The organism is Pseudoalteromonas sp. (assembly GCF_041629635.1).
Taxonomy (GTDB): Bacteria; Pseudomonadota; Gammaproteobacteria; order Enterobacterales; family Alteromonadaceae; genus Pseudoalteromonas.
The window spans coordinates 1-20,597 of the sequence record NZ_JBFKMX010000063.1; the positions used below are offsets into that span (position 1 = coordinate 1).

Consider the following 20,597-nt stretch of genomic DNA (forward strand, 5'->3'; position numbering starts at 1 on the left):
CCCTGACTGTGTAAATTAATGAAATCTAATCTAAGTGGGTTAATTTCGTGAAGTGGTTTAAATTCACCATTAAGGTCCCACCATCGGTCGGCCATGGCTTCAAACTTTGCAATTTCACTTGCATCGACATTTTGTTGAACGGTCATAAAAAGCATCCAGAGTGATTTGAGGGCATTATAAAGGGATTTTTTATAAAAAGACTACCGCTTACAACCTGTAAATAATGATTTTTTGTGTTAGCATGGTTCGGTTATAAAAATAATAACTGAATTAATAGTCGATTGAAGGAAGAGAAATCGGATGACAGATCTCGCCAATGAAATCCTTCCAATCAATATTGAAGATGAATTAAAAAATTCATACCTTGATTACGCGATGAGTGTAATTGTAGGGCGTGCGCTACCAGATGTACGTGATGGTTTAAAACCAGTTCATCGCCGCGTACTTTTCGCAATGAATGAACTCAATAATGATTGGAACAAACCTTATAAAAAGTCTGCACGTGTTGTAGGTGACGTAATCGGTAAATACCACCCTCATGGTGATAGTGCTGTTTACGATACGATAGTACGTATGGCTCAGCCGTTCTCACTTCGTTATTTATTAGTTGATGGTCAAGGTAACTTCGGTTCTGTAGATGGTGATAGTGCCGCTGCAATGCGTTATACCGAAGTACGTATGGCTAAGATGGCCCATCAATTATTAGCAGACCTTGAAAAAGAAACGGTTGATTACGTTGATAACTATGATGGTACGGAAAAAATTCCAGCGGTTTTACCAACACGCGTACCTAACTTACTAGTCAATGGTGCCTCTGGTATCGCTGTAGGTATGGCGACGAACATCCCACCGCATAACCTATCTGAAGTTATTAACGGCTGTTTAGCGGTTATTGAAAACCCAGAAATTCAAATTGATGAGCTTATTGATTACATTCCTGGCCCTGATTTCCCGACTGCAGGTATTATCAGTGGTAAAAAAGGTATTGAACAAGCTTATAAAACAGGTCGTGGTAAAGTCTACATCCGTGCCAAAGCGGAAGTTCAAGTTAACGAAAAAACGGGTAAAGAAACAATCATTGTTCACGAAATCCCGTACCAAGTTAACAAAGCCCGTTTAATTGAGAAAATTGCTGAACTTGTAAAAGACAAGAAAATTGAAGGCATTAGTGCACTACGTGACGAATCTGATAAAGACGGTATGCGTATTGTTATCGAAATTAAGCGCGGTGAAGTAGGCGAAGTTGTTCTAAACAACCTTTATGCACAAACACAAATGCAAACGGTGTTTGGTATGAATATGGTTGCACTAGATAATGGCCAACCTAAACTACTTAACCTAAAAGAAATGCTTGAAGCATTTGTTACACACCGTCGTGAAGTTGTAACGCGTCGTACCGTGTTTGACTTACGCAAAGCACGTGACAGAGCTCATACCCTTGAAGGTTTAGCAATCGCGCTTGCGAATATCGATCCTATTATCGAAGTAATTCGTCGTTCGCAAACCCGTGAAGAAGCAAAAATTGCACTACTTTCTCGTAGCTGGGAGCTTGGTAACGTTAAAGGCATGCTTGAAAAAGCAGGTGAAGATGATGTTGCTCGTCCAGAGTGGCTCGCAGCTGATTTAGGTATTCGCGATGGCCAATACTATTTATCAGAAGCGCAAGCAAATGCAATTTTAGACCTACGTTTACATAAACTAACTGGTTTAGAACACGAGAAAATCTTAAATGAATATAAAGAGCTATTAGAGCTGATCGCTGAGCTACTTTATATCCTTTCAACTCCTGAGCGTTTAATGGAAGTTATTCGTGAAGAGCTAGTTGAAATTAAAGATAACTTTGGTGATGAGCGTCGCACTGAAATTACTGCAGCTGCGCACGATATTAGTCTTGAAGACTTAATCACTGAAGAAGACGTTGTGGTAACACTATCACATGAAGGTTACGTTAAGTATCAACCGCTTTCTGATTACGAAGCGCAGCGTCGTGGCGGTAAAGGTAAGTCTGCAACTAAGATGAAAGATGAAGACTTCATTGAACGTTTATTAGTTGCAAACACACACGATACGATTTTATGTTTCTCAACATCAGGTCGTTTATATTGGCTTAAAGTGTACCAGTTACCACTTGCAAGCCGCGCAGCGCGTGGTAAGCCTATTGTTAACTTACTACCACTTGAAGCAGATGAGCGTATTACAACTATCTTACCTGTACGTCAGTACGAAGAAGATAAGTATGTATTAATGGCAACTGCTAACGGTACAGTTAAGAAAACACCACTTACAGCATACAGCCGTCAGCGTGCATCAGGCATTATTGCAATCAACTTAAATGATGGCGATAGCTTAATCGGTGCAGATATCACTGATGGTACAAACGACATCATGCTATTTACCGATCATGGTAAAGTAGTACGCTTTAACGAAAAGCAGCGTGACTCTGAAACTGGGGAAGTGAAAATTGACCCAGAAACAGGTGAAGAGCTATTAGCACTTCGTCCTATGGGCCGAACTGCAACTGGTGTACGTGGTATTAAGATGCCAGATGATGTGAAAGTTGTCTCATTAATTGTGCCTAAAAATGATGGTGCAATTTTAACTATCACTGAAAATGGTTACGGTAAGCGTACAGTACTTGAAGATTACCCAGCGAAGAGTCGTGCAACACAAGGTGTTGTATCGATCAAAGTATCTGAGCGTAATGGTAAAGTAGTTGGCGCGGTACAAGTTGAAGATAATGATGAAATTATGATTATCTCAAACAAAGGTACATTAGTACGTACACGCGTTAATGAAGTATCTACCGTAGGTCGTAATACACAAGGTGTCATTTTAATTCGAACTGCTGATGATGAGCAGGTTGTAGGATTACAGCGCATTGATGAAATTGAAGAGTCGCAATTCCCTGGCGAAGACAGTGAAGATGAAGCAATTTCAACAGAAAATAGCGAAACAACTAACACAGATGAAAATTATTCAGAGCAATCAGCTGAATAGAAAAAATATTCATCTTTCTCATGCGGTAATTTGAAAATGAATCAGTTACAGTATGAACAATGTTAAAAGCGGCTAACAGCCGCTTTTTTATTTTCTAAGTTATGTACAAAAGAGGTTTTGGGAATGAGTGTATATAATTTTTGTGCAGGGCCGGCAAGTTTGCCCAAAGAAGTACTCGAAAAAGCGCAAAAAGAATTTCTTAATTGGCAGGGTCTAGGTGTTAATGTGATGGAAATCAGCCATCGCAGCGCTGAATTTATTGCCCTTGCTGAACAAAGCGAACGTGATTTACGTGAATTAATGAACATATCTGATGACTATGCCGTGTTATTTATGCACGGTGGTGGTCGCGGTCAGTTCGCTGCAGTACCGCAGAATCTTCATGTTGCAAACAAACAGGCTGTCTACATCAATAGTGGCATTTGGTCTGATGGTGCATTTAGCGAAGCACAAAAGTTTACTGATGCTATTGAAATTAATGTACGCGATGATAAAAACGGCGAGTTTAATTGTTTAACGACTGACCTTTGGCCATTACCGAGCGATGCGTCATACATTCATTATTGTCCAAATGAAACAATCGACGGTATTGAAATTTTTGATACGGTAAAACACAGTGCACCAATTGTTGCAGATATGTCTTCAAACATTCTTTCGCGTGAAATTGACGTTAATCAGTTTGATTTGATCTATGCAGGCGCACAGAAAAATATCGGCCCATCAGGCCTTGCGATTGTTATTGTGAAAAAATCACTGCTTTCACGTGAAGGCACTGAAAAACCGAGCATTTTCGATTACGCCTTAGAGGCTAAAAAAGAAAGCATGTATAACACGCCACCAACGTATTCTTGGTACTTAGCTGCTGAAGTTTTTAAATGGCTCAAAGCGCAAGGTGGTGTAGCAGCGATAGAACAAATTAATATCGAAAAGGCAGCGCTACTTTACGATTTTATTGATAACAGTCAGTTTTATAAAAATACTGTTGCAAGTGATTTTCGTTCACGTATGAATGTACCATTTTGGCTCAATGATGAATCATTAAATCAAGCATTTTTGGCCCAGTCGAAACAAGCTGGTTTACTCGCGCTTGAAGGTCATCGCATGGTAGGTGGTATGCGTGCAAGTATTTACAACGCAATGCCTATCGAAGGCATAAAAGCATTGGTTGATTTTATGCATAAATTCGAAAAGGAGCATAGTTAATGGAGCAATTACATTTAAAAGCTATTAAGCGTGTAAATGGAGAAGTCACGTTACCTGGTTCAAAAAGCTTATCTAATCGCATTTTATTACTGGCAGCGCTATGCGAAGGCTCAACGCAAGTTGAAAACTTGCTTGATAGTGATGATATTCGCCATATGCTTAAAGCCCTTAGTGATATGGGGGTTGAGGTCACACTTAACCCCGACAAAACAGTTGCGCAAGTAAAAGGGAATGGTGGTGTTTTTAAAACACCTGCGGAACCACTTTTTCTAGGAAATGCAGGCACTGCTTTTCGCCCATTAACTGCTGTTTTAGCCACATCAAAAGGTGAATTTGAACTAATTGGTGAACCACGCATGGAAGAAAGGCCAATCGGTCACCTTGTCGATGCGTTACATACTTTAGATGCTGATATTAGTTATTTAAAAAATAAAGATTATCCACCGCTTAAAATTATTGGCAAGCAATTAGCGGGCGGCAAAGTTGAAATAGATGGCAGTATCTCTAGTCAATTCTTAACAGCATTGTTAATGGCAGCGCCTCTTTTCGCTAATGATACCGAAATAGTAATAAAAGGTGAGCTTGTATCTAAGCCGTATATCGACATTACATTAGGCGTGATGGCAAAATTTGGCATTACTGTAGACAACCAAAATTATCGAACGTTTGCTGTTAAGGGCAATCAAAAATACCAATCACCAGGACGCATAATGGTGGAAGGTGATGCTTCTAGCGCATCTTACTTTGTTGCAGCTGCTGCGATTAACGGTGGCACAATCCGTATTAATGGAGTTGGCGCTGCAAGTGTTCAAGGCGATATTGGTTTTGCAAAGGTAATGGAGCAGGTGGGTGCAAACATCGAATGGCATGATGATTACTTAATTGTAAGTAAAGGTGAATTAAATGGCGTTGATATTGATGCCAATGCAATTCCTGATGCTGCTATGACACTCGCAACAGTCGCTCTTTTTGCAAAAGGTAAAACAGCTATACGAAACATTTATAACTGGCGAGTAAAAGAGACGGACCGACTTTATGCGATGGCAACGGAACTTAGAAAGCTTGGTGCTAACGTGGTTGAAGGGCATGATTTTATCGAAATATCACCAACAGATACGATTAAGCTCGCCGAAATTGATACTTATGATGATCATCGTATTGCCATGTGCTTTTCCATGGTTGCTGTGGGTGGTCACGATATCATAATTAACGACCCTAAATGTACCTATAAAACTTTTCCTACCTATTTTGAGACACTTACAAGCGTTTCAGAATAAATTATTTGATAGAAATCACAGTTTTTTCACCGTAAAGTAGCGATAATTTTTTAATTATCGCTTATACTGCGCGGCGATTTTAGTTTTGTACATTTTGGGAGGTTGTAATGAAGGTTAATCAACCCGTTATTACAGTCGATGGACCAAGTGGTTCAGGAAAAGGAACCGTTTGCCGTTTATTAGCAAATAAGCTTGGCTGGGACGTATTAGATAGTGGTGCGATTTATCGTGTATTAGCATTAGCTTCTAGCCACCATATGATAGCACCAACAGATGAAGAAGCTTTGTTGCCGTTAGCGGCCAATTTAGATGTGCAATTTGTGGTAGATACTGAAACGGGTAAAGGCAAGATCGTTTTAGAAGGCGAAGACGTCACCAAATCTATTCGTACAGAAGAAGTTGGTGGTATTGCCTCAAAAATTGCTGCGTTACCGAGTGTTCGAGAGGCGCTATTGCGCAGACAGCGTGCTTTTAGAAGCGAAAATGGGCTTATCGCTGATGGTCGTGATATGGGCACAGTGGTATTTCCAGATGCCATTTTAAAAATATACTTAACAGCATCTGCAGAAGAGCGTGCAAATCGCCGTTTTCTTGAGTTGAAGCAACGTGGTCTTGATGTTAAAATAGACAACTTAGTTGCTGATATCAAAGCGCGTGATGATCGCGATATGAATCGCCCTGTAGCACCGTTAGTGCCAGCAGAGGATGCAATTGTTATAGACACTACTGTACTCGATGCTAATCAGGCATTTGAGCAAGTATTTTCTATGTGTATTGAAAAGAATTTAATTGGTTAACTCACTGGAAGAGTTAATTTTTACAACAACCCCATGCGGCAGGATAGCCAAATGGATATATTTATTTAGAGACTTATAATGTCAGAAAATTTTGCACAGTTATTTGAAGAAAGCTTAAAGGGTTTTGAAGCAGAGCAAGGCTCGATCGTTAAAGGTACTGTTATTTCAATCGAAAATAACATCGTACTAGTTGATGCTGGTCTTAAATCTGAAAGCGCAATCCCTGCTGAGCAATTCAAAAACACTGCTGGTGAATTAGAAGTAGCAGTTGGTGATGAAGTAGATGTTGCACTAGATGCAATCGAAGATGGTTTTGGTGAAACTATTCTTTCTCGTGAGAAAGCGAAGCGTCACGAAGCTTGGATCCGTCTTGAAAAAGCATGTGAAGAGCAAGAAACTGTTACTGGTATCATCAATGGTAAGGTTAAAGGTGGTTTCACTGTTGAAGTTGACACTATCCGTGCATTCTTACCAGGTTCACTAGTTGACGTGCGCCCAGTACGTGACACAGCTCACCTTGAAGGTAAAGAGTTAGAATTCAAAGTTATCAAGCTAGACCAGAAGCGTAACAACGTTGTTGTTTCTCGTCGTGCTGTAATCGAGTCAGAAAACTCACAAGAGCGTGATGAACTTCTACAAAACCTTGTTGAAGGTCAAGAAGTTAAAGGTATCATTAAGAACCTTACTGACTACGGTGCATTCGTTGATTTAGGTGGTGTTGACGGTCTTCTACACATCACAGATATGGCTTGGAAGCGCGTTAAGCACCCAAGTGAGATCGTTAATGTTGGTGACGAAATCTTAGTTAAAGTACTTAAGTTTGACAAAGATAAAACTCGTGTTTCTCTAGGTCTTAAGCAACTTGGCGAAGATCCATGGGCAGCTATCGCTGGTCGTTACCCAGAAGGTTCTAAGCTTTCTGGTCGTGTAACTAACTTAACTGACTACGGCTGTTTCGTTGAAATCGAAGAAGGTGTAGAAGGTCTAGTACACGTTTCTGAAATGGACTGGACTAACAAGAACATCCACCCTTCAAAAGTTGTTAACTTAGGTGACACTGTTGAGGTTATGGTTCTTGAAATCGACGAGGAACGTCGTCGTATATCTCTTGGTCTTAAGCAATGTAAAGCCAACCCATGGCAAGAATTTGCTCGTCTACAAAACAAAGGCGACCAAGTTACAGGTAAGATCAAGTCAATCACTGACTTTGGTATCTTTATCGGCCTAGATGGTGGTATTGATGGTCTAGTTCACCTTTCAGACATCTCTTGGAACACTCCTGGTGAAGAAGCTGTACGTGAATTCAAGAAAGGTGATGAAATCACAGCTATCGTTTTACAAGTTGACCCAGAGCGTGAGCGTATCTCTCTAGGCGTTAAGCAAATCGAAGCTGATCCTTTCAATAACTACCTGGACGCAAACAAAAAAGGTGCTATTGTTAAAGGTAAAGTAACTGAAGTTGACGCTAAAGGTGCTACAGTAGAGCTTATCGAAGGTGTTGAAGGTTACATCCGTGTAGCTGACGTAGCAGTTGAGCGTACTGAAGACGCTACTACTGTTCTTTCTGTAGGCGATGAAGTTGAAGCTAAGTTTGTAGGTGTTGATCGTAAGAATCGTGCAATCAGCCTATCAATCAAAGCAATTTCAGAAGCTGAAGAGAAAGAAGCTTTAGACAAGCTTAAGAAAGAAGAGCCACAGTTCGAAAATGCTATGGCAGCAGCTTTCAAAAATGCTCAAAAAGACTAATTAGTCGACTTGGAAGGGCGGCTTAATAGCAGCCCTTCCTATTAAAATTATAAAGGGTACTTACATGACAAAATCAGAACTGATTGAAAAACTTGCTGAACAGCACGCAAATATCCCAGCGAAAGATGTAGAAAATGCAGTAAAAGAAGTGTTAGAACTTATGGCTGATTCTTTATCTAGTTCAGATCGAATTGAAATCCGTGGTTTTGGCAGTTTTTCACTTCATTTTCGTGCACCACGTGTTGGTCGCAACCCTAAAACAGGTGATAAGGTTGAACTACATGGCAAATATGTACCTCACTTTAAGCCAGGAAAAGAACTACGCGATCGCGTTAACGCAAGTATCGCATAAATTGAGGTTATTTTGACAAAAATACTCAAGACCACTTTTCTCCTGTGCTTGCTATTTATACTATTTGTTTTGGGTTCGCAAAATCCACATTTAGTCCAAATTAACTTTATAATAGCAAGTGCAGAAATTCCCCTCGCTTTCATCATAAGTATTTGTTGTGCATTAGGCTTTTTAATAGGTATTGCACTCTGTACCATCGTATTGTCAAAAGCTAAACTGCAAAATCGTCAATTGAGAAGACAAAATCAGAAGCTTTCTTCACAATTTCAAGAGTAGTTAATGATAGAATTGCTGTTTTTGTTGTTACCTGTTGCTGCAGCTTATGGTTATGTGATGGGAAAAAACAATGCTAATAATGAAGCTCAACAACAAAACCAACAAATCATTAATGAATACAGTAAAGGTCTAAAATTTCTTCTTGATCGGGAGGAAGACCAAGGTTTAGAGCATTTAATCAGTTTACTTGAAATATCAGCAAATTCTGTAGAACACTATCTTACATTAGCGACTTTATTTCGCCGTCGTGGTGAACTTGATAGGGCAATCAAGGTTCATGAATTATTGCTCAAGCATAATTCACTGTCATTAGAACAAAAAAAACATGTGCTTTATGAATTAGCACAAGATTACATGATGGCTGGGCTTTTAGATCGAGCGGAAGATAACTTAGTATATTTATATTCACTAGAAGATGATAATGCACTTTGCCAATTGATGTTGTTGTATTTGCAAAGTCATGATTGGGATAAAGGCATAGCTTTATTTGAATTAAAACATATCGATTTTAAATCTAGCCAACTTAAGAAAACAATCGCTAATTTTTATTGCGAAAAAGCATTGTTAGAAAGAAATTTTAAGCAACTTGATGAAATTTCCGATTTAACTCAAGATCTCGTAAGGCCTAAATACATGCTTGGCGAAAATGCTTTTAATGAAGGAGATTATCTTCAAGCAATTAAGTACTGGGGAAGTTTACTCGATAAAAACACCGCTTTTGCTCCAATATTTTTAGATAAGCTTGAATTAAGCTATGAAAAACTTAATTTACAAAAGAATTATTTTTCACACCTTTTAAAGCATCTAAAAAATGACAATGTACTTATAAAAATCCATTATTGTAAAAATCTAATGGCACAAGGTAAGGTTGATGAAGCAATCAATTACATTACCCAAGTCTTACGCAAACAACCTAATATACGTGGCTTTAGCTTCTTACTCACTCTAATGTCAGAGCAAAGCCAAGATATAAAAGTTGTGCTAACAGAGATAAACAAACTTGTTCAAGACTACATTGCCACAAAAGCACTTTATCAGTGTAATCATTGTGGGTTTACAAGTAAAAAATTGTATTGGTTTTGTCCCTCATGTAAACATGTAGAATCTTTAGTGCCATTAAATGGCGTAGATGGGTTTTAACACAACATTCTTTAAACTATTTATAATCAGGACTCATTAATGAATCACGATGCCAAAGTACTTATTGCATTAGATTATGCGGACGAGAAATCAGCGTTAGATTTTGTTAAACGCGTTTCCCCAAAAGATTGCCGCTTGAAAGTAGGCAAAGAAATGTTTACTTATTTTGGTCCACAATTTGTAAAGAAATTAATCGATTTAGGGTTTGACGTGTTTCTTGACTTAAAATTTCATGATATTCCAAACACAGTAGCCAAAGCAGTTACAGCAGCCGCCGAGCTTGGAGTTTGGATGGTCAATGTGCACGCAAGTGGTGGACCTGAGATGATGCGTAAAGCAAAAGAAGCGCTTAATAAATATGGTGAGAATGCACCACTATTAATTGCAGTTACAATCTTAACTTCAATGGACGAAGATGAATTAAAACGTTTAGGCGTTGATAAAACTCCAGCAGAACAAGTGCAATTTTTAGCACAACTCGCTAAAGATTCAGGCCTTGATGGTGTTGTCTGCTCAGCTCAAGAAGCATCTATTTTAAAAAAAATGCTAGGAAACGATTTTAAACTTGTTACACCTGGCATCAGGCCGTCTGGTTCAGATAAAGGGGATCAAAAAAGAGTAATGACGCCAAGTGAAGCAATCGGTGCGGGTAGTGATTATTTAGTTATTGGTCGTCCAATTACGCAATCTGATGATCCACAAAAAACTTTAATTGAAATAAATAACTCAATAAGTTAAAATATTGTTAACAATAATGCACTAATGCATATTTTTTGTATTAGTGCATATAGCCTTGAAGCAAAAATAATAACAAGAGTAGTTCTTCATGCGTATCTTTATCATCATTACAGTAATTGCTGCAGCATATCTTGGTTATGAACATTATGATAACCAACACCGTCAAAATGCATTTAACACTCTCATTGAGACGATTGATGCACAACCAATTAATCAGTTTGAGCTTAAACAATCACTCAATACACAAGTTACAGCGCGTTGCCAAGCTATCGGTACCGATGAAACAAACCTTGCAAAAATGGAAGAGTGTTTAAACTTAGTGCAAACTTATCAAGATGAATGTGAGCTCCAAATTTTCCGTTTAGCCCCTGTTGAGTTTGAAGATGGTAAAGAGGCCAGAGATTATGGCAAACGTTACCAAAAATGCGTTTTGAGTAATCAATTCACATACTTAGTTGATAACAACACTTTATAATAGAAAAGGCGCTATATGCGCCTTTTTACTTTATTAAACTAATCTTTGTTCCCGCTAGGTCTATTTTTCCTTCTTTAAACAAATGACCGATGGCACGCTTAAAGTTCGCTTTACTACAACCAAACATTTTTTTAATAGCGATAGGATCAGACTTATCACCAAGGTTGATCACACCATTCTCTGAAACTAGTTTTTCATAAATAACATCAGATAATTCATTTGAACCTGCAATTCCAGGTTTAGATAAACGGATATCTAGCTTTCCGTCTTCACGAACCTTTGCAACATAGGCTTGTAGCTTTTGGCCGATAAAAAGTGGTTTGAAAACTTGATCAGTAAACACCATACCCCAAAACTCATTATTAACAATCACTTTAAAACCAAGATCAGTTCGTCCAGCAACAATAATTGATACTTCTTGTGACTTTTTAAATCCAGTAGATTCCGGTTTTACAAATTTATTTAAATTTGATGAACCACATAATCGTTGTGATGCTTTATCTAAATATAGTTTTACGAGATAAGAACGAGATAATTCAAATTTTGGCTTTTGCTCATTAAAAGGAACGAGCAATTCTTTACCAATACCCAAATCGACAAAAGCACCAATTTTATTGATTGAAGTTACTTGAAGAAGTGCGAAATCACCTAATTGAGCAATAGGTGTTTTTGTTGTTGCAGTTAAATTACCTTGCTCTTCATAAACAAACACATCTATTGATTGTTTTGCTATTAAGCCTTCAGGCAGTTCGTCTTTCTTTAAAAAAACTTCACCATTGCCTTGATGATCTGTTAAATAAGCACCTTCATAAGCAATTTCACTAACAATGAGATTGTTGATTTTTCCAAGTTGAATGCTCATTATTCATCATCCTTCATTTTGCGGCGTTTTAGTGGCGCGACACCATCAACATCAAACGGCGCAGGTATCGCCTTAGCTGGTTTTGCTTTACTTGGTTTGTTGTATGTCTTTTTGTTTTTATTTACTTTCTTTTTGCTTTGATTTACTTTTTTCGTATCTTTTACTGTTTCTGATTTTTCTTTAAATCCTTTAAATTTACCTACCAGTCCTACTAATTCAGAAAAGCCAATACGTCTGTTTAAATAACTTTCAATCGCTTTAAAACTTTGCCAATCTTTGGCACTCACTAAAGATAATGCCGTACCTTTAAAACCCGCTCGACCAGTTCGACCAATTCGATGAACATATTCTTCAGCTTGCTTTGGTAAATCAAAATTAATAACTTGAGAAACGTTTAAAAGATCAAGACCACGAGAGGCTACATCAGTAGTAACTAATATTTGCGCATGGCCGCGCGAAAACGAATCCATTATAGAATTACGCTTACTTTGGTTCATATCACCTGACAAAGCTAATGTTTTGAAACCCGTTTCTTCTAATAATTCAGAAAGTTTAACGGTATCTTCTCGTGTTGCGGTAAAAATAATTTGCTGACCAGATTCAGCTTGTTTTGTAGCTGCTTTTAATAATTCAATTTTGTGGTCTAGGTGATCTGCTAAATAGAATTTTTGTGTAATGTCTTTATGCTCTTGCGTACTTGCGTCAATGGTTACACGCTTAGGATTTTTTAATAAATTACGAGATAGGGCATCTACTTCTGCATGCTCTAACGTTGCAGAAAAGAATAATGTTTGTCTAAGACGATGATTTGCAGCCTCATTAATGCGTTCAATTTGTTCTTTAAAACCAAGTTCTAACACACGATCAGCTTCATCTAAAATAAGAAGTTCAAGACCTTCTAAGTAGAAATTTTTATCATCAAGATGGTCGCATAATCGCCCTGGGGTCGCCACCACAAATTGCGGATCTTTACGCAATGCTTTAACTTGATCATTGTAGTTATCACCACCGACAATTTTTGTTGCTTTTAATGCGGTGCCAGCAATAATCAACGTAAGCTGTTTATATACCTGATTTGCAAGCTCGCGTGTTGGCGTAATGATTAAAGCGCGAGGATCGCGTTTACTTAGAGCTTTTTGTTTACTCAATCGGGTAATTGCAGGTAACAAGAAAGCAAATGTTTTACCTGAACCTGTTTTAGATTGAGCAAGTAAGTCATGACCTGCGATTGCAACTGGAATTGCTTGTTGCTGAATTTCTGTTGGTGTTGAAATACCAATGTGTGAAAGTTGACTTGCGATGCGTTTATCAACGCCAAGATCTACAAAGGACAAATGTGTCTCTCCACTAATGCGTTTGTGGCAAAAAAATAAAGCCATATTTTACATGAAAGACAAAAACATAGCTAATAACGTATTTTAACTGTACAAATTATAGCCAACAGAATTGAACCTAACTACGTTTCTGATACAATAGCGACCCATTTTGGCGCCGGATTTACGTTCCGGTTATTATTTAAAGCTAAACATTAGGTTTATTATGTCTCAACAATACGTCGTGTGTGCCCTTTATAAATTCGTATCTTTGCCTAACTACAAAGAATTACGTCAACCGTTATTAAATACAATGGAACAAAATAATGTTCGTGGAACGTTACTTTTAGCCGAAGAAGGTATTAACGGTACCGTTGCTGCAAAAAGAGAAGGTATCGATGCATTACTTTCTTGGTTAGATAAACAACCAGGGCTTGATAATATTGTATCTAAAGAATCTTTCGATGATGAATGTCCTTTCTACCGTACAAAAGTAAAACTGAAAAAAGAAATTGTGACCATGGGGGTGCAAGGTGTTGACCCTAAAAAAGTGGTTGGCACCTATGTAAAACCAAAAGACTGGAATGCCTTAATTTCGGATCCAGATGTTGTTTTAGTTGATACCCGTAACGATTATGAAATAGAAATTGGTACGTTTGAAAATGCCGTTGATCCTAAAACCAAGACATTCAGAGAATTCCCTGAATGGGCTGAGAAAAACCTCGACCCTAGCAAGAATAAAAAAGTTGCTATGTTTTGTACCGGTGGTATACGCTGTGAAAAATCCACAGCGTATATGAAAGAGCAGGGCTTTGAAGAAGTTTATCACCTTGAAGGCGGTATTCTTAAGTACTTAGAAGAAGTACCAAAAGAAGACACCATGTGGAAAGGTGAATGTTTTGTGTTCGATAACCGTGTAGCAGTAGATCATGACTTAAATAAAGGTTCATACGATCAATGTCACGCATGTCGTATGCCAATTACTGAAGAAGAAAAGCAGCTTGATGCATACCAAGAAGGTTTGTCGTGTCATCATTGTATTGACACAATAAGTGATGAACAGCGCGAGCGTTTTGCTGAGCGCCAAAAGCAAATAGAACTTGCAAAAGCCCGTGGTGAAGGCCATATTGGCAATGAAGCACAAGAAACTATTGCAAAACGCAAAGCTGAGAAAGCAGCACGTAAAAAAGCGCAATCAGAAAACGCTTAAAACGACGTTGTAAAGAAAAACCGGCTTATTGCCGGTTTTTTTATTTTCAAAATGAGTTTAACTATAACAACTAGTAAGCTTCGTTATGAACACCTGCTGCTCGTCCTGATGGATCAGCGTTATTTTTAAATGATTCATCCCACTCTAAAGCTGCTTCTGTAGAACACGCAACAGACTTACCATAAGGAACAGTTTTCGCTGCAGCATCACCCGGGAAATGTTCTTCAAATAATGAACGATAGTAATAAGCTTCTTTTGTAAGTGGTGTATTAATTGGATATTTGAACGCCGCAGCTTCCATCATTTGGTCAGACACAATTGACTCTACATGCTCTTTTAAGGTATCAATCCAGCTATAACCAACACCATCAGAAAATTGCTCTTTTTGACGCCACAACACTTCATCAGGTAAGTAGCCATCAAATGCTTCACGAATGATGTGTTTTTCAATCTTGCCGTCTTTACACATTTTACCTTCAGGGTTAATACGCATTGCCGTATCAACAAATTCTTTATCCAAGAATGGTACACGCGCTTCCACACCCCAAGCTGCCATCGATTTGTTTGCACGTAGACAATCGAACTGGTGTAGTTTACTTACTTTACGGTTAAGCTCGTCATGAAATTCTTTTGCATTTGGCGCTTTATGGAAGTACAAGTACCCGCCAAATAGTTCATCTGCACCTTCGCCAGAAAGTACCATTTTAATGCCCATCGCTTTAATATAACGTGCCATTAAGTACATCGGCGTAGACGCACGAATTGTTGTTACATCATATGTTTCAATATGATAAATAACCTCTTTGAGCGCATCTATACCTTGTTGAATTGTAAAGGTAATAGGGTGGTGAATAGTGCCAATAGCGTCTGCAACTTTTTGTGCTGCGGCTAAATCAGGCGAGCCTTCTAAGCCAATAGAAAAAGAGTGCAACTGAGGCCACCAAGCAATCGATTCATCGTTATCCTCAACACGTTTAGCTGCAAACATTTGCGTGATTGCTGAGATTACCGATGAATCTAAACCGCCCGATAATAATACGCCGTAAGGCACATCACACATCAATTGGCGTTTAACTGCCGCTTCTAACCCTTCTTTTACATCACTTACTTTTGCTTCGTTATCTTTTACCGCATCATAACTTTGCCAGTCACGTGCATAATAAGGGCGAATTTCACCGTCTTGACTCCATAAGTAATGACCCGGTGGGAATTCTTCAATGGTTTTACAAATAGGTGCAAGTGCTTTCATTTCAGATGCAACATAAAAGTTACCATGCTCATCATAACCGGTATAAAGTGGAATAATACCAATATGGTCACGGCCAATTAAGTATGCGTCTTTTTCTTCATCGTATAAACAAAATGCAAAAATACCGTTTAAGTCATCTAAGAATTCAGGCCCTTTTTGTTTATAAAGTGCTAGTAATACTTCACAATCTGATTCAGTTTGAAATTCAAAGTCTACGGTAAGATCTTGTTTTAATTGTTTGTGGTTATAAATTTCACCGTTTACTGCCAGTACGTGTGTTTGCTCTGTGTTATAAAGTGGTTGCGCGCCACTTGAAACACCAACGATGGCTAAACGCTCGTGTACCAAAATTGCTTTTTCTGATGAATATACGCCCGACCAATCTGGGCCACGGTGACGAAGTAACTTCGACATTTCGATTGCTTGTGAGCGCAACTGCGTTGCATCTGATTTAATGTCTAGTACACCAAAAATTGAACACATACTTCTTTCCTCATTCCTGTCAATTTTTCTTATCTTGGATAAGTTTGTTAATTAATTTGTACCAAACCAAAAATCAAATGTCACATCAAAATGAACAAAAAATAATAATTTACTAATTTGATTGTGTATTCTTTAAAAATACAAGCTTATAACGATTGGATTACCAATAATTAACGATGATTTACAATGAATATTATCAAATCGATAATTCAGTGCATTTTTCGAACAAAAAAGTAATTTTGAGTAAGTTTATGCAGTTAATCAAAAAACTAGATTTTGGATTTAACAAAGACTTTTATTAGCCTTTAAATGCGACGTGATAAATTTATGAAGTCGTTTTGTAGATAGGGGTAAAAGAAAAAACCCCTCAATTGAGGGGTTTTTGTTGGGTTTCTCAGTGTTCATTACACCGGGAATGAGGAACTGTTACTGTGTAAGCGGTTTACACTGTCATTTCAGGAATGTCACCTTCAACAATTAATTTACCAGCCGTTTTACTGATAATTTCATCAACACTCACACCAGGTGCGCGCTCTAATAAATAAAAAGCACCGTCTTTTACTTCTAACACAGCTAAATCGGTTACGATTTTCTTAACGCAGTTAACACCTGTCAGTGGTAACGTGCATGATTCAAGTAATTTTGATTCACCGTGCTTATTAGCGTGGGTCATGGTAACAACAATATTTTTTGCACCTGCAACTAAATCCATTGCACCACCCATGCCTTTAACAAGCTTTTTAGGGATCATCCAAGAAGCAATATTTCCTTGTTGATCAACCTCAAAGGCACCAAGTACTGTTAAATCTACATGACCACCACGGATCATTGCAAAGCTTTCGGCACTATTAAATATTGCCGCACCTGTGGCTGCTGTAACGGTTTCTTTACCCGCGTTGATCATATCCGCATCAACTTGGTCACGAGTAGGGTATGGCCCCATACCTAATAAACCATTTTCAGACTGCAGCATTACTTCCATACCATCGGGTACATAGTTGGCAACTAAGGTAGGAATACCAATGCCTAAATTAACGTAATAACCGTCTTGTAGTTCTTGTGCAACACGCATTGCAACTTGTTCTCTTGATAACGCCATGTTGCCTCCTAGTCTTTTGTAGTTACACGTTCGATGCGTTTTTCAAAGTTACCTTTAATCACGCGATTAACATAAATGCCTGGAGTATGGATTTCGCTTGGTGATAGTTCACCTGGCTCAACAATCTCTTCTACCTCAGCTACTGTGATTTTACCCGCCGTTGCGGCCATAGGGTTAAAGTTCATTGCTGTGTGGCGAAACACTAAATTACCGTAACGATCTGCTTTCCACGCTTTTACAATGGCAAATTCACCCGTAATTGACTCTTCAAGAATATACGGGCGACCATCAAATTCTTTAACTTCTTTGCCTTCAGCTACCGGTGTACCGAAACCCGTTGCGGTATAAAACGCAGGGATACCGGCACCGCCAGCACGCATTTTCTCAGCAAGCGTACCTTGTGGCGTAAGCTCAACTTCAATTTCACCATTTAGCAATTGTTGTTCAAAAATCGCGTTTTCACCAACGTATGATGCGATGATTTTTTTAATTTGCTTGTCGTGTAATAAAATACCTAAGCCAAAATCATCCACACCACAGTTATTTGAAACCACTGTAAGATCAGTGGTGTTTCTACGTTTAATTTCTGCGATTAAGCCCTCTGGAATACCACATAAGCCAAATCCGCCTGCGATAACAGTATCGCCGTCTTTAATGCCTTCAAGTGCGTCTTGGTAATTGTCGACGACCTTATTAAAACCTGCCATAAAATTCTCCTGAACGAGTAGGGCGAGAAATCGGTTAAGTTAGTTTGGCTTTTAATGCCAGTGAAACTTTACTTGTTGGTTGTTTATTTAATGCTTCACTAATTTGCCAACCTGCTTGGGCTAGCATTTCTAAATCAATTCCATGCTCAATGCCAAGTCCATTAAGCATATAAATTAAATCCTCAGTGGCAAGATTTCCTGACGCACCAGCAGCATAAGGGCAGCCACCAAGGCCAGCAACTGCGCTGTCGACTGTTTTAATGCCCATATTAAGTGCGGTATACACGTTAGCAAGTGCTTGGCCGTAGGTATCGTGAAAGTGTACAGCTAACTTGTCAGCTGATACTTGCTCAAGCAGGGCGTTTAATAATTGTTCTGTAGAATGAGGCGTGCCAACACCGATAGTGTCACCAAGCGATACTTCGTAACAACCCATAGATAAGAGTTTTTTGGTTACTTTTACTACTATATCAAGGTTAACATCACCATCGTATGGGCAACCCATAACACACGACACATAACCGCGAACCGGAATATCATGTTGCTTGGCAAAGTCCATTACTGGTTGAAAACGTGTGATGGATTCATCAATTGAACAATTTATGTTTTTTTGGGTAAAGGCTTCACTTGCCGCTGTGAATATAGCAAACTCATTAGCGCCTGCATTGAATGCAAGCTCAGCACCTTTTAAATTAGGTGTAAGCGCGCTGAATGTGCTGAGTACACTTTTATCAATCTGGCCTAATACGTCGCTAGAATCTGCCATTTGTGGCACCCATTTGGGTGACACAAATGCTCCTGCTTCGAGATGCTTAACACCAGCTTTTGCAAGTGCGTTAATCAGCAATACTTTATCTTGTGTTGAAACTGCACTTTCATTTTGCAAGCCATCACGTGCCCCTACCTCAACTATTTTTACAAATTTTGGTTGCATTATGCTTCCTCAACTTTAGCAAGTAGGTCACCGTGCGATACAAGGTCGCCTTCTGCAAAATAAAATTGACTTAACTGGCCATCAAATGGTGCCGTTAAGGTATATTCCATTTTCATTGCTTCAATAATAATAACCGCATCACCTTGTTTAAGGTTATCGCCTACGCTTGCCACTTGCTTCACAACAGTACCATTAAGTGGTGCTTGTAAACTATTACCATCATTTTGTTTTTCAGCTACATAGTGCTTACTTTTTAAAGCAAATTGGTGGGTGTTACCGCTGTGCATAATCGCAATAGTCTGCTCATCTAATACAAACTTCGCCGTGTGTTTTTCACCGTTGATAAATGCAGTGAGGCTATTACCATTAAAATCGGCATTTACAGCAAAAAGCTCATTATCGTAAACGAATGTCATAGCGTCGTTATTACGTTGGCATTCAAGTGTAAAATCAATAAACGGTAGGGTGTAATGGTTACTCGCATTTAAGCTAAATGCCGTAAGCGTATTCCAAGGTGATGTACTTGTTTGACAAGTATTTGCATTAATATAAACAAGCGCCGCCATGATTAATTGCAGCGTTTGCTCTTGTTCATCTTGTTGCGTTAGCTCGCTAATGTGATCATCAATAAAATGGGTGCTGGTTGGGCTTTCGATAAAGCTTGGGTGATTTGCTAAAGTATGCAAAAAGCTCACGTTAGTCGCAACACCTGAAATGGCTGTTTTCTCAAGCGCGAGTGATAACTGGCGCAGCGCAACTTTACGATTTGCACCGTGCACAATCAGTTTTGCAATCATCGGATCGTAAAATGCAGAGATTTCAGAACCTTCAATCACCCCGGTATCGATTCTTACCGCTGATAGCTCACTTTCATGTTCATTTGGCATATCAAATAGAGTTAATACGCCCGAAGATGGCATAAAGTCATCACTTGGTTCTTCTGCATAGATGCGCGCTTCAAAAGCATGGCCAGAAATCACCACTTGGTCTTGCTCTAGCGGTAGCGGCTCGTTACTAGCAACGGCTAATTGCCATTCTACTAAATCTTGACCCACCACACATTCAGTAACTGGGTGTTCTACTTGCAAGCGTGTATTCATCTCCATAAAGAAGAATTCATCGCCACACAATAAGAATTCAACGGTACCTGCGCCTTTATAGTTAATTTTTTTGGCGCAGCGTACCGCCGCTTCTCCCATTTCTTTACGAAGTTCTGCGCTTAAATCTGGCGCTGGGGCTTCTTCAATCACTTTTTGATGACGACGTTGTAGTGTACAGTCGCGATCGCCTAAATAGATACAGTTACCGAAGTTATCTGCAAAAACTTGCACTTCTACGTGGCGTGGCGCCTCAACATAGCGTTCAATCAGAACTTTATCGTTGCCAAAGCCAGCAAGTGCCTCACGCTTTGCACCTTCTAACTCTTTATTAAATGATACGCTATCGCGTACTACACGCATGCCTTTACCGCCACCACCATAGGTCGCTTTTATTAAAACTGGAAAGCCAACTTTTTCCGCTTCTGCCAGTAAAAAGGCTGGGTCTTGGTTTTCACCATAGTAACCAGGTACAAGCGGCACATTGGCTTCAAACATCAGCTCTTTAGAGCGTGATTTTGACCCCATTGCGTTAATCGCTTCACTGCTTGGGCCAATAAAAATAATGTTATTTTGCTCGCACTTATCAGCAAAATGAGTGTTTTCTGATAAAAAGCCATAGCCTGGGTGAATTGCATTTAC

General features: G+C 38.9%; 18 protein-coding genes and 1 pseudogene. 11 read left to right on the top strand and 8 right to left on the bottom strand.

The window, feature by feature from the left end; translation table 11 throughout:
* Positions 1-146, bottom strand: a pseudogene (locus tag ABYD77_RS10475) (bifunctional 3-demethylubiquinol 3-O-methyltransferase/2-polyprenyl-6-hydroxyphenol methylase); the annotation flags it as partial.
* A gap of 154 nt (positions 147-300) precedes the next feature.
* On the opposite strand from ABYD77_RS10475, the gene gyrA reads away from it, so the two are divergent.
* The 10 genes from gyrA (at position 301) to ABYD77_RS10525 (ending at position 11,001) form a co-directional block, all read left to right on the top strand.
* The gene (gene gyrA / locus ABYD77_RS10480) at positions 301-2,997 is read left to right on the top strand and encodes a DNA topoisomerase (ATP-hydrolyzing) subunit A (RefSeq protein WP_372769613.1); all 2,697 of its coding nucleotides are present in this window, start codon (positions 301-303) and stop codon (positions 2,995-2,997) included.
* Positions 2,998-3,120: 123 nt separating this feature from the next.
* A complete protein-coding gene (gene serC, locus ABYD77_RS10485; RefSeq protein ID WP_372769615.1) occupies positions 3,121-4,200 on the top strand; it encodes a 3-phosphoserine/phosphohydroxythreonine transaminase in 1,080 nt (359 codons plus the stop codon).
* Entirely contained in the window at positions 4,200-5,477 is a 1,278-nt protein-coding gene (aroA, locus tag ABYD77_RS10490) for a 3-phosphoshikimate 1-carboxyvinyltransferase (protein ID WP_372769617.1), read from the top strand. The genes serC and aroA overlap by 1 nt, the downstream gene beginning before the upstream one ends.
* Before the next feature lie 107 nt (positions 5,478-5,584).
* The gene (gene cmk, locus ABYD77_RS10495; protein WP_372769619.1) at positions 5,585-6,274 is read left to right on the top strand and encodes a (d)CMP kinase; all 690 of its coding nucleotides are present in this window, start codon (positions 5,585-5,587) and stop codon (positions 6,272-6,274) included.
* A 78-nt stretch (positions 6,275-6,352) separates the two neighbouring features.
* Complete coding sequence (gene rpsA, locus ABYD77_RS10500) at positions 6,353-8,020, top strand: 30S ribosomal protein S1 (protein WP_372769621.1); 1,668 nt, start codon at positions 6,353-6,355, stop codon at positions 8,018-8,020.
* 64 nt (positions 8,021-8,084) lie between these two features.
* On the top strand, positions 8,085-8,372 hold the full coding sequence (gene ihfB / locus ABYD77_RS10505; RefSeq protein ID WP_372769623.1) for an integration host factor subunit beta: 288 nt from the start codon (positions 8,085-8,087) through the stop codon (positions 8,370-8,372).
* Positions 8,373-8,441: 69 nt separating this feature from the next.
* Positions 8,442-8,648 carry a lipopolysaccharide assembly protein LapA domain-containing protein gene (locus tag ABYD77_RS10510; protein ID WP_372769645.1) on the top strand — a complete coding sequence of 69 codons (207 nt, stop codon included), beginning with the start codon at positions 8,442-8,444 and terminating at the stop codon, positions 8,646-8,648.
* Between the two features lie 3 nt (positions 8,649-8,651).
* Positions 8,652-9,788, top strand: coding sequence for a lipopolysaccharide assembly protein LapB (locus tag ABYD77_RS10515; RefSeq protein WP_372769625.1), 1,137 nt, complete (start codon positions 8,652-8,654; stop codon positions 9,786-9,788).
* A 39-nt stretch (positions 9,789-9,827) separates the two neighbouring features.
* Complete coding sequence (gene pyrF / locus ABYD77_RS10520) at positions 9,828-10,526, top strand: orotidine-5'-phosphate decarboxylase (RefSeq protein WP_372769627.1); 699 nt, start codon at positions 9,828-9,830, stop codon at positions 10,524-10,526.
* 88 nt (positions 10,527-10,614) lie between these two features.
* On the top strand, positions 10,615-11,001 hold the full coding sequence (locus ABYD77_RS10525; protein WP_372769629.1) for a hypothetical protein: 387 nt from the start codon (positions 10,615-10,617) through the stop codon (positions 10,999-11,001).
* 25 nt (positions 11,002-11,026) lie between these two features.
* Here the strand turns inward: ABYD77_RS10525 and ABYD77_RS10530 are convergent, their stop codons facing one another.
* Both ABYD77_RS10530 and ABYD77_RS10535 read right to left on the bottom strand, forming a co-directional pair.
* Positions 11,027-11,863: a S1 RNA-binding domain-containing protein gene (locus ABYD77_RS10530; protein WP_372769631.1), complete on the bottom strand. Its 837-nt coding sequence runs from the start codon at positions 11,861-11,863 to the stop codon at positions 11,027-11,029.
* Positions 11,863-13,197 carry a DEAD/DEAH box helicase gene (locus ABYD77_RS10535; RefSeq protein ID WP_372769633.1) on the bottom strand — a complete coding sequence of 445 codons (1,335 nt, stop codon included), beginning with the start codon at positions 13,195-13,197 and terminating at the stop codon, positions 11,863-11,865. Before ABYD77_RS10535 ends, ABYD77_RS10530 begins: the two co-directional genes overlap by 1 nt.
* 205 nt (positions 13,198-13,402) lie before the next feature.
* Between ABYD77_RS10535 and ABYD77_RS10540 the strand changes: the two genes are divergently transcribed.
* Positions 13,403-14,386 (top strand): rhodanese-related sulfurtransferase, encoded by a 984-nt coding sequence (locus tag ABYD77_RS10540; protein ID WP_372769635.1) that lies wholly within the window; start codon positions 13,403-13,405, stop codon positions 14,384-14,386.
* Between the two features lie 70 nt (positions 14,387-14,456).
* Here ABYD77_RS10540 and asnB read toward each other — a convergent pair whose 3' ends face one another.
* From asnB to ABYD77_RS10565, 5 genes are all read right to left on the bottom strand, one after another.
* Positions 14,457-16,118 (bottom strand): asparagine synthase B, encoded by a 1,662-nt coding sequence (gene asnB, locus ABYD77_RS10545; RefSeq protein ID WP_372769637.1) that lies wholly within the window; start codon positions 16,116-16,118, stop codon positions 14,457-14,459.
* 442 nt (positions 16,119-16,560) lie between these two features.
* Positions 16,561-17,217, bottom strand: a complete 657-nt coding sequence (locus ABYD77_RS10550) for a CoA transferase subunit B (RefSeq protein ID WP_038641568.1) — start codon at positions 17,215-17,217, stop codon at positions 16,561-16,563.
* 8 nt (positions 17,218-17,225) lie between these two features.
* Positions 17,226-17,924 (bottom strand): CoA transferase subunit A, encoded by a 699-nt coding sequence (locus tag ABYD77_RS10555; protein WP_372769639.1) that lies wholly within the window; start codon positions 17,922-17,924, stop codon positions 17,226-17,228.
* A 34-nt stretch (positions 17,925-17,958) separates the two neighbouring features.
* Positions 17,959-18,858, bottom strand: coding sequence for a hydroxymethylglutaryl-CoA lyase (locus ABYD77_RS10560; protein ID WP_372769641.1), 900 nt, complete (start codon positions 18,856-18,858; stop codon positions 17,959-17,961).
* Positions 18,858-20,597: biotin carboxylase N-terminal domain-containing protein (locus ABYD77_RS10565; RefSeq protein WP_372769643.1), on the bottom strand; the 1,740-nt coding region annotated here is incomplete at its 5' end. The genes ABYD77_RS10565 and ABYD77_RS10560, both read right to left, overlap by 1 nt.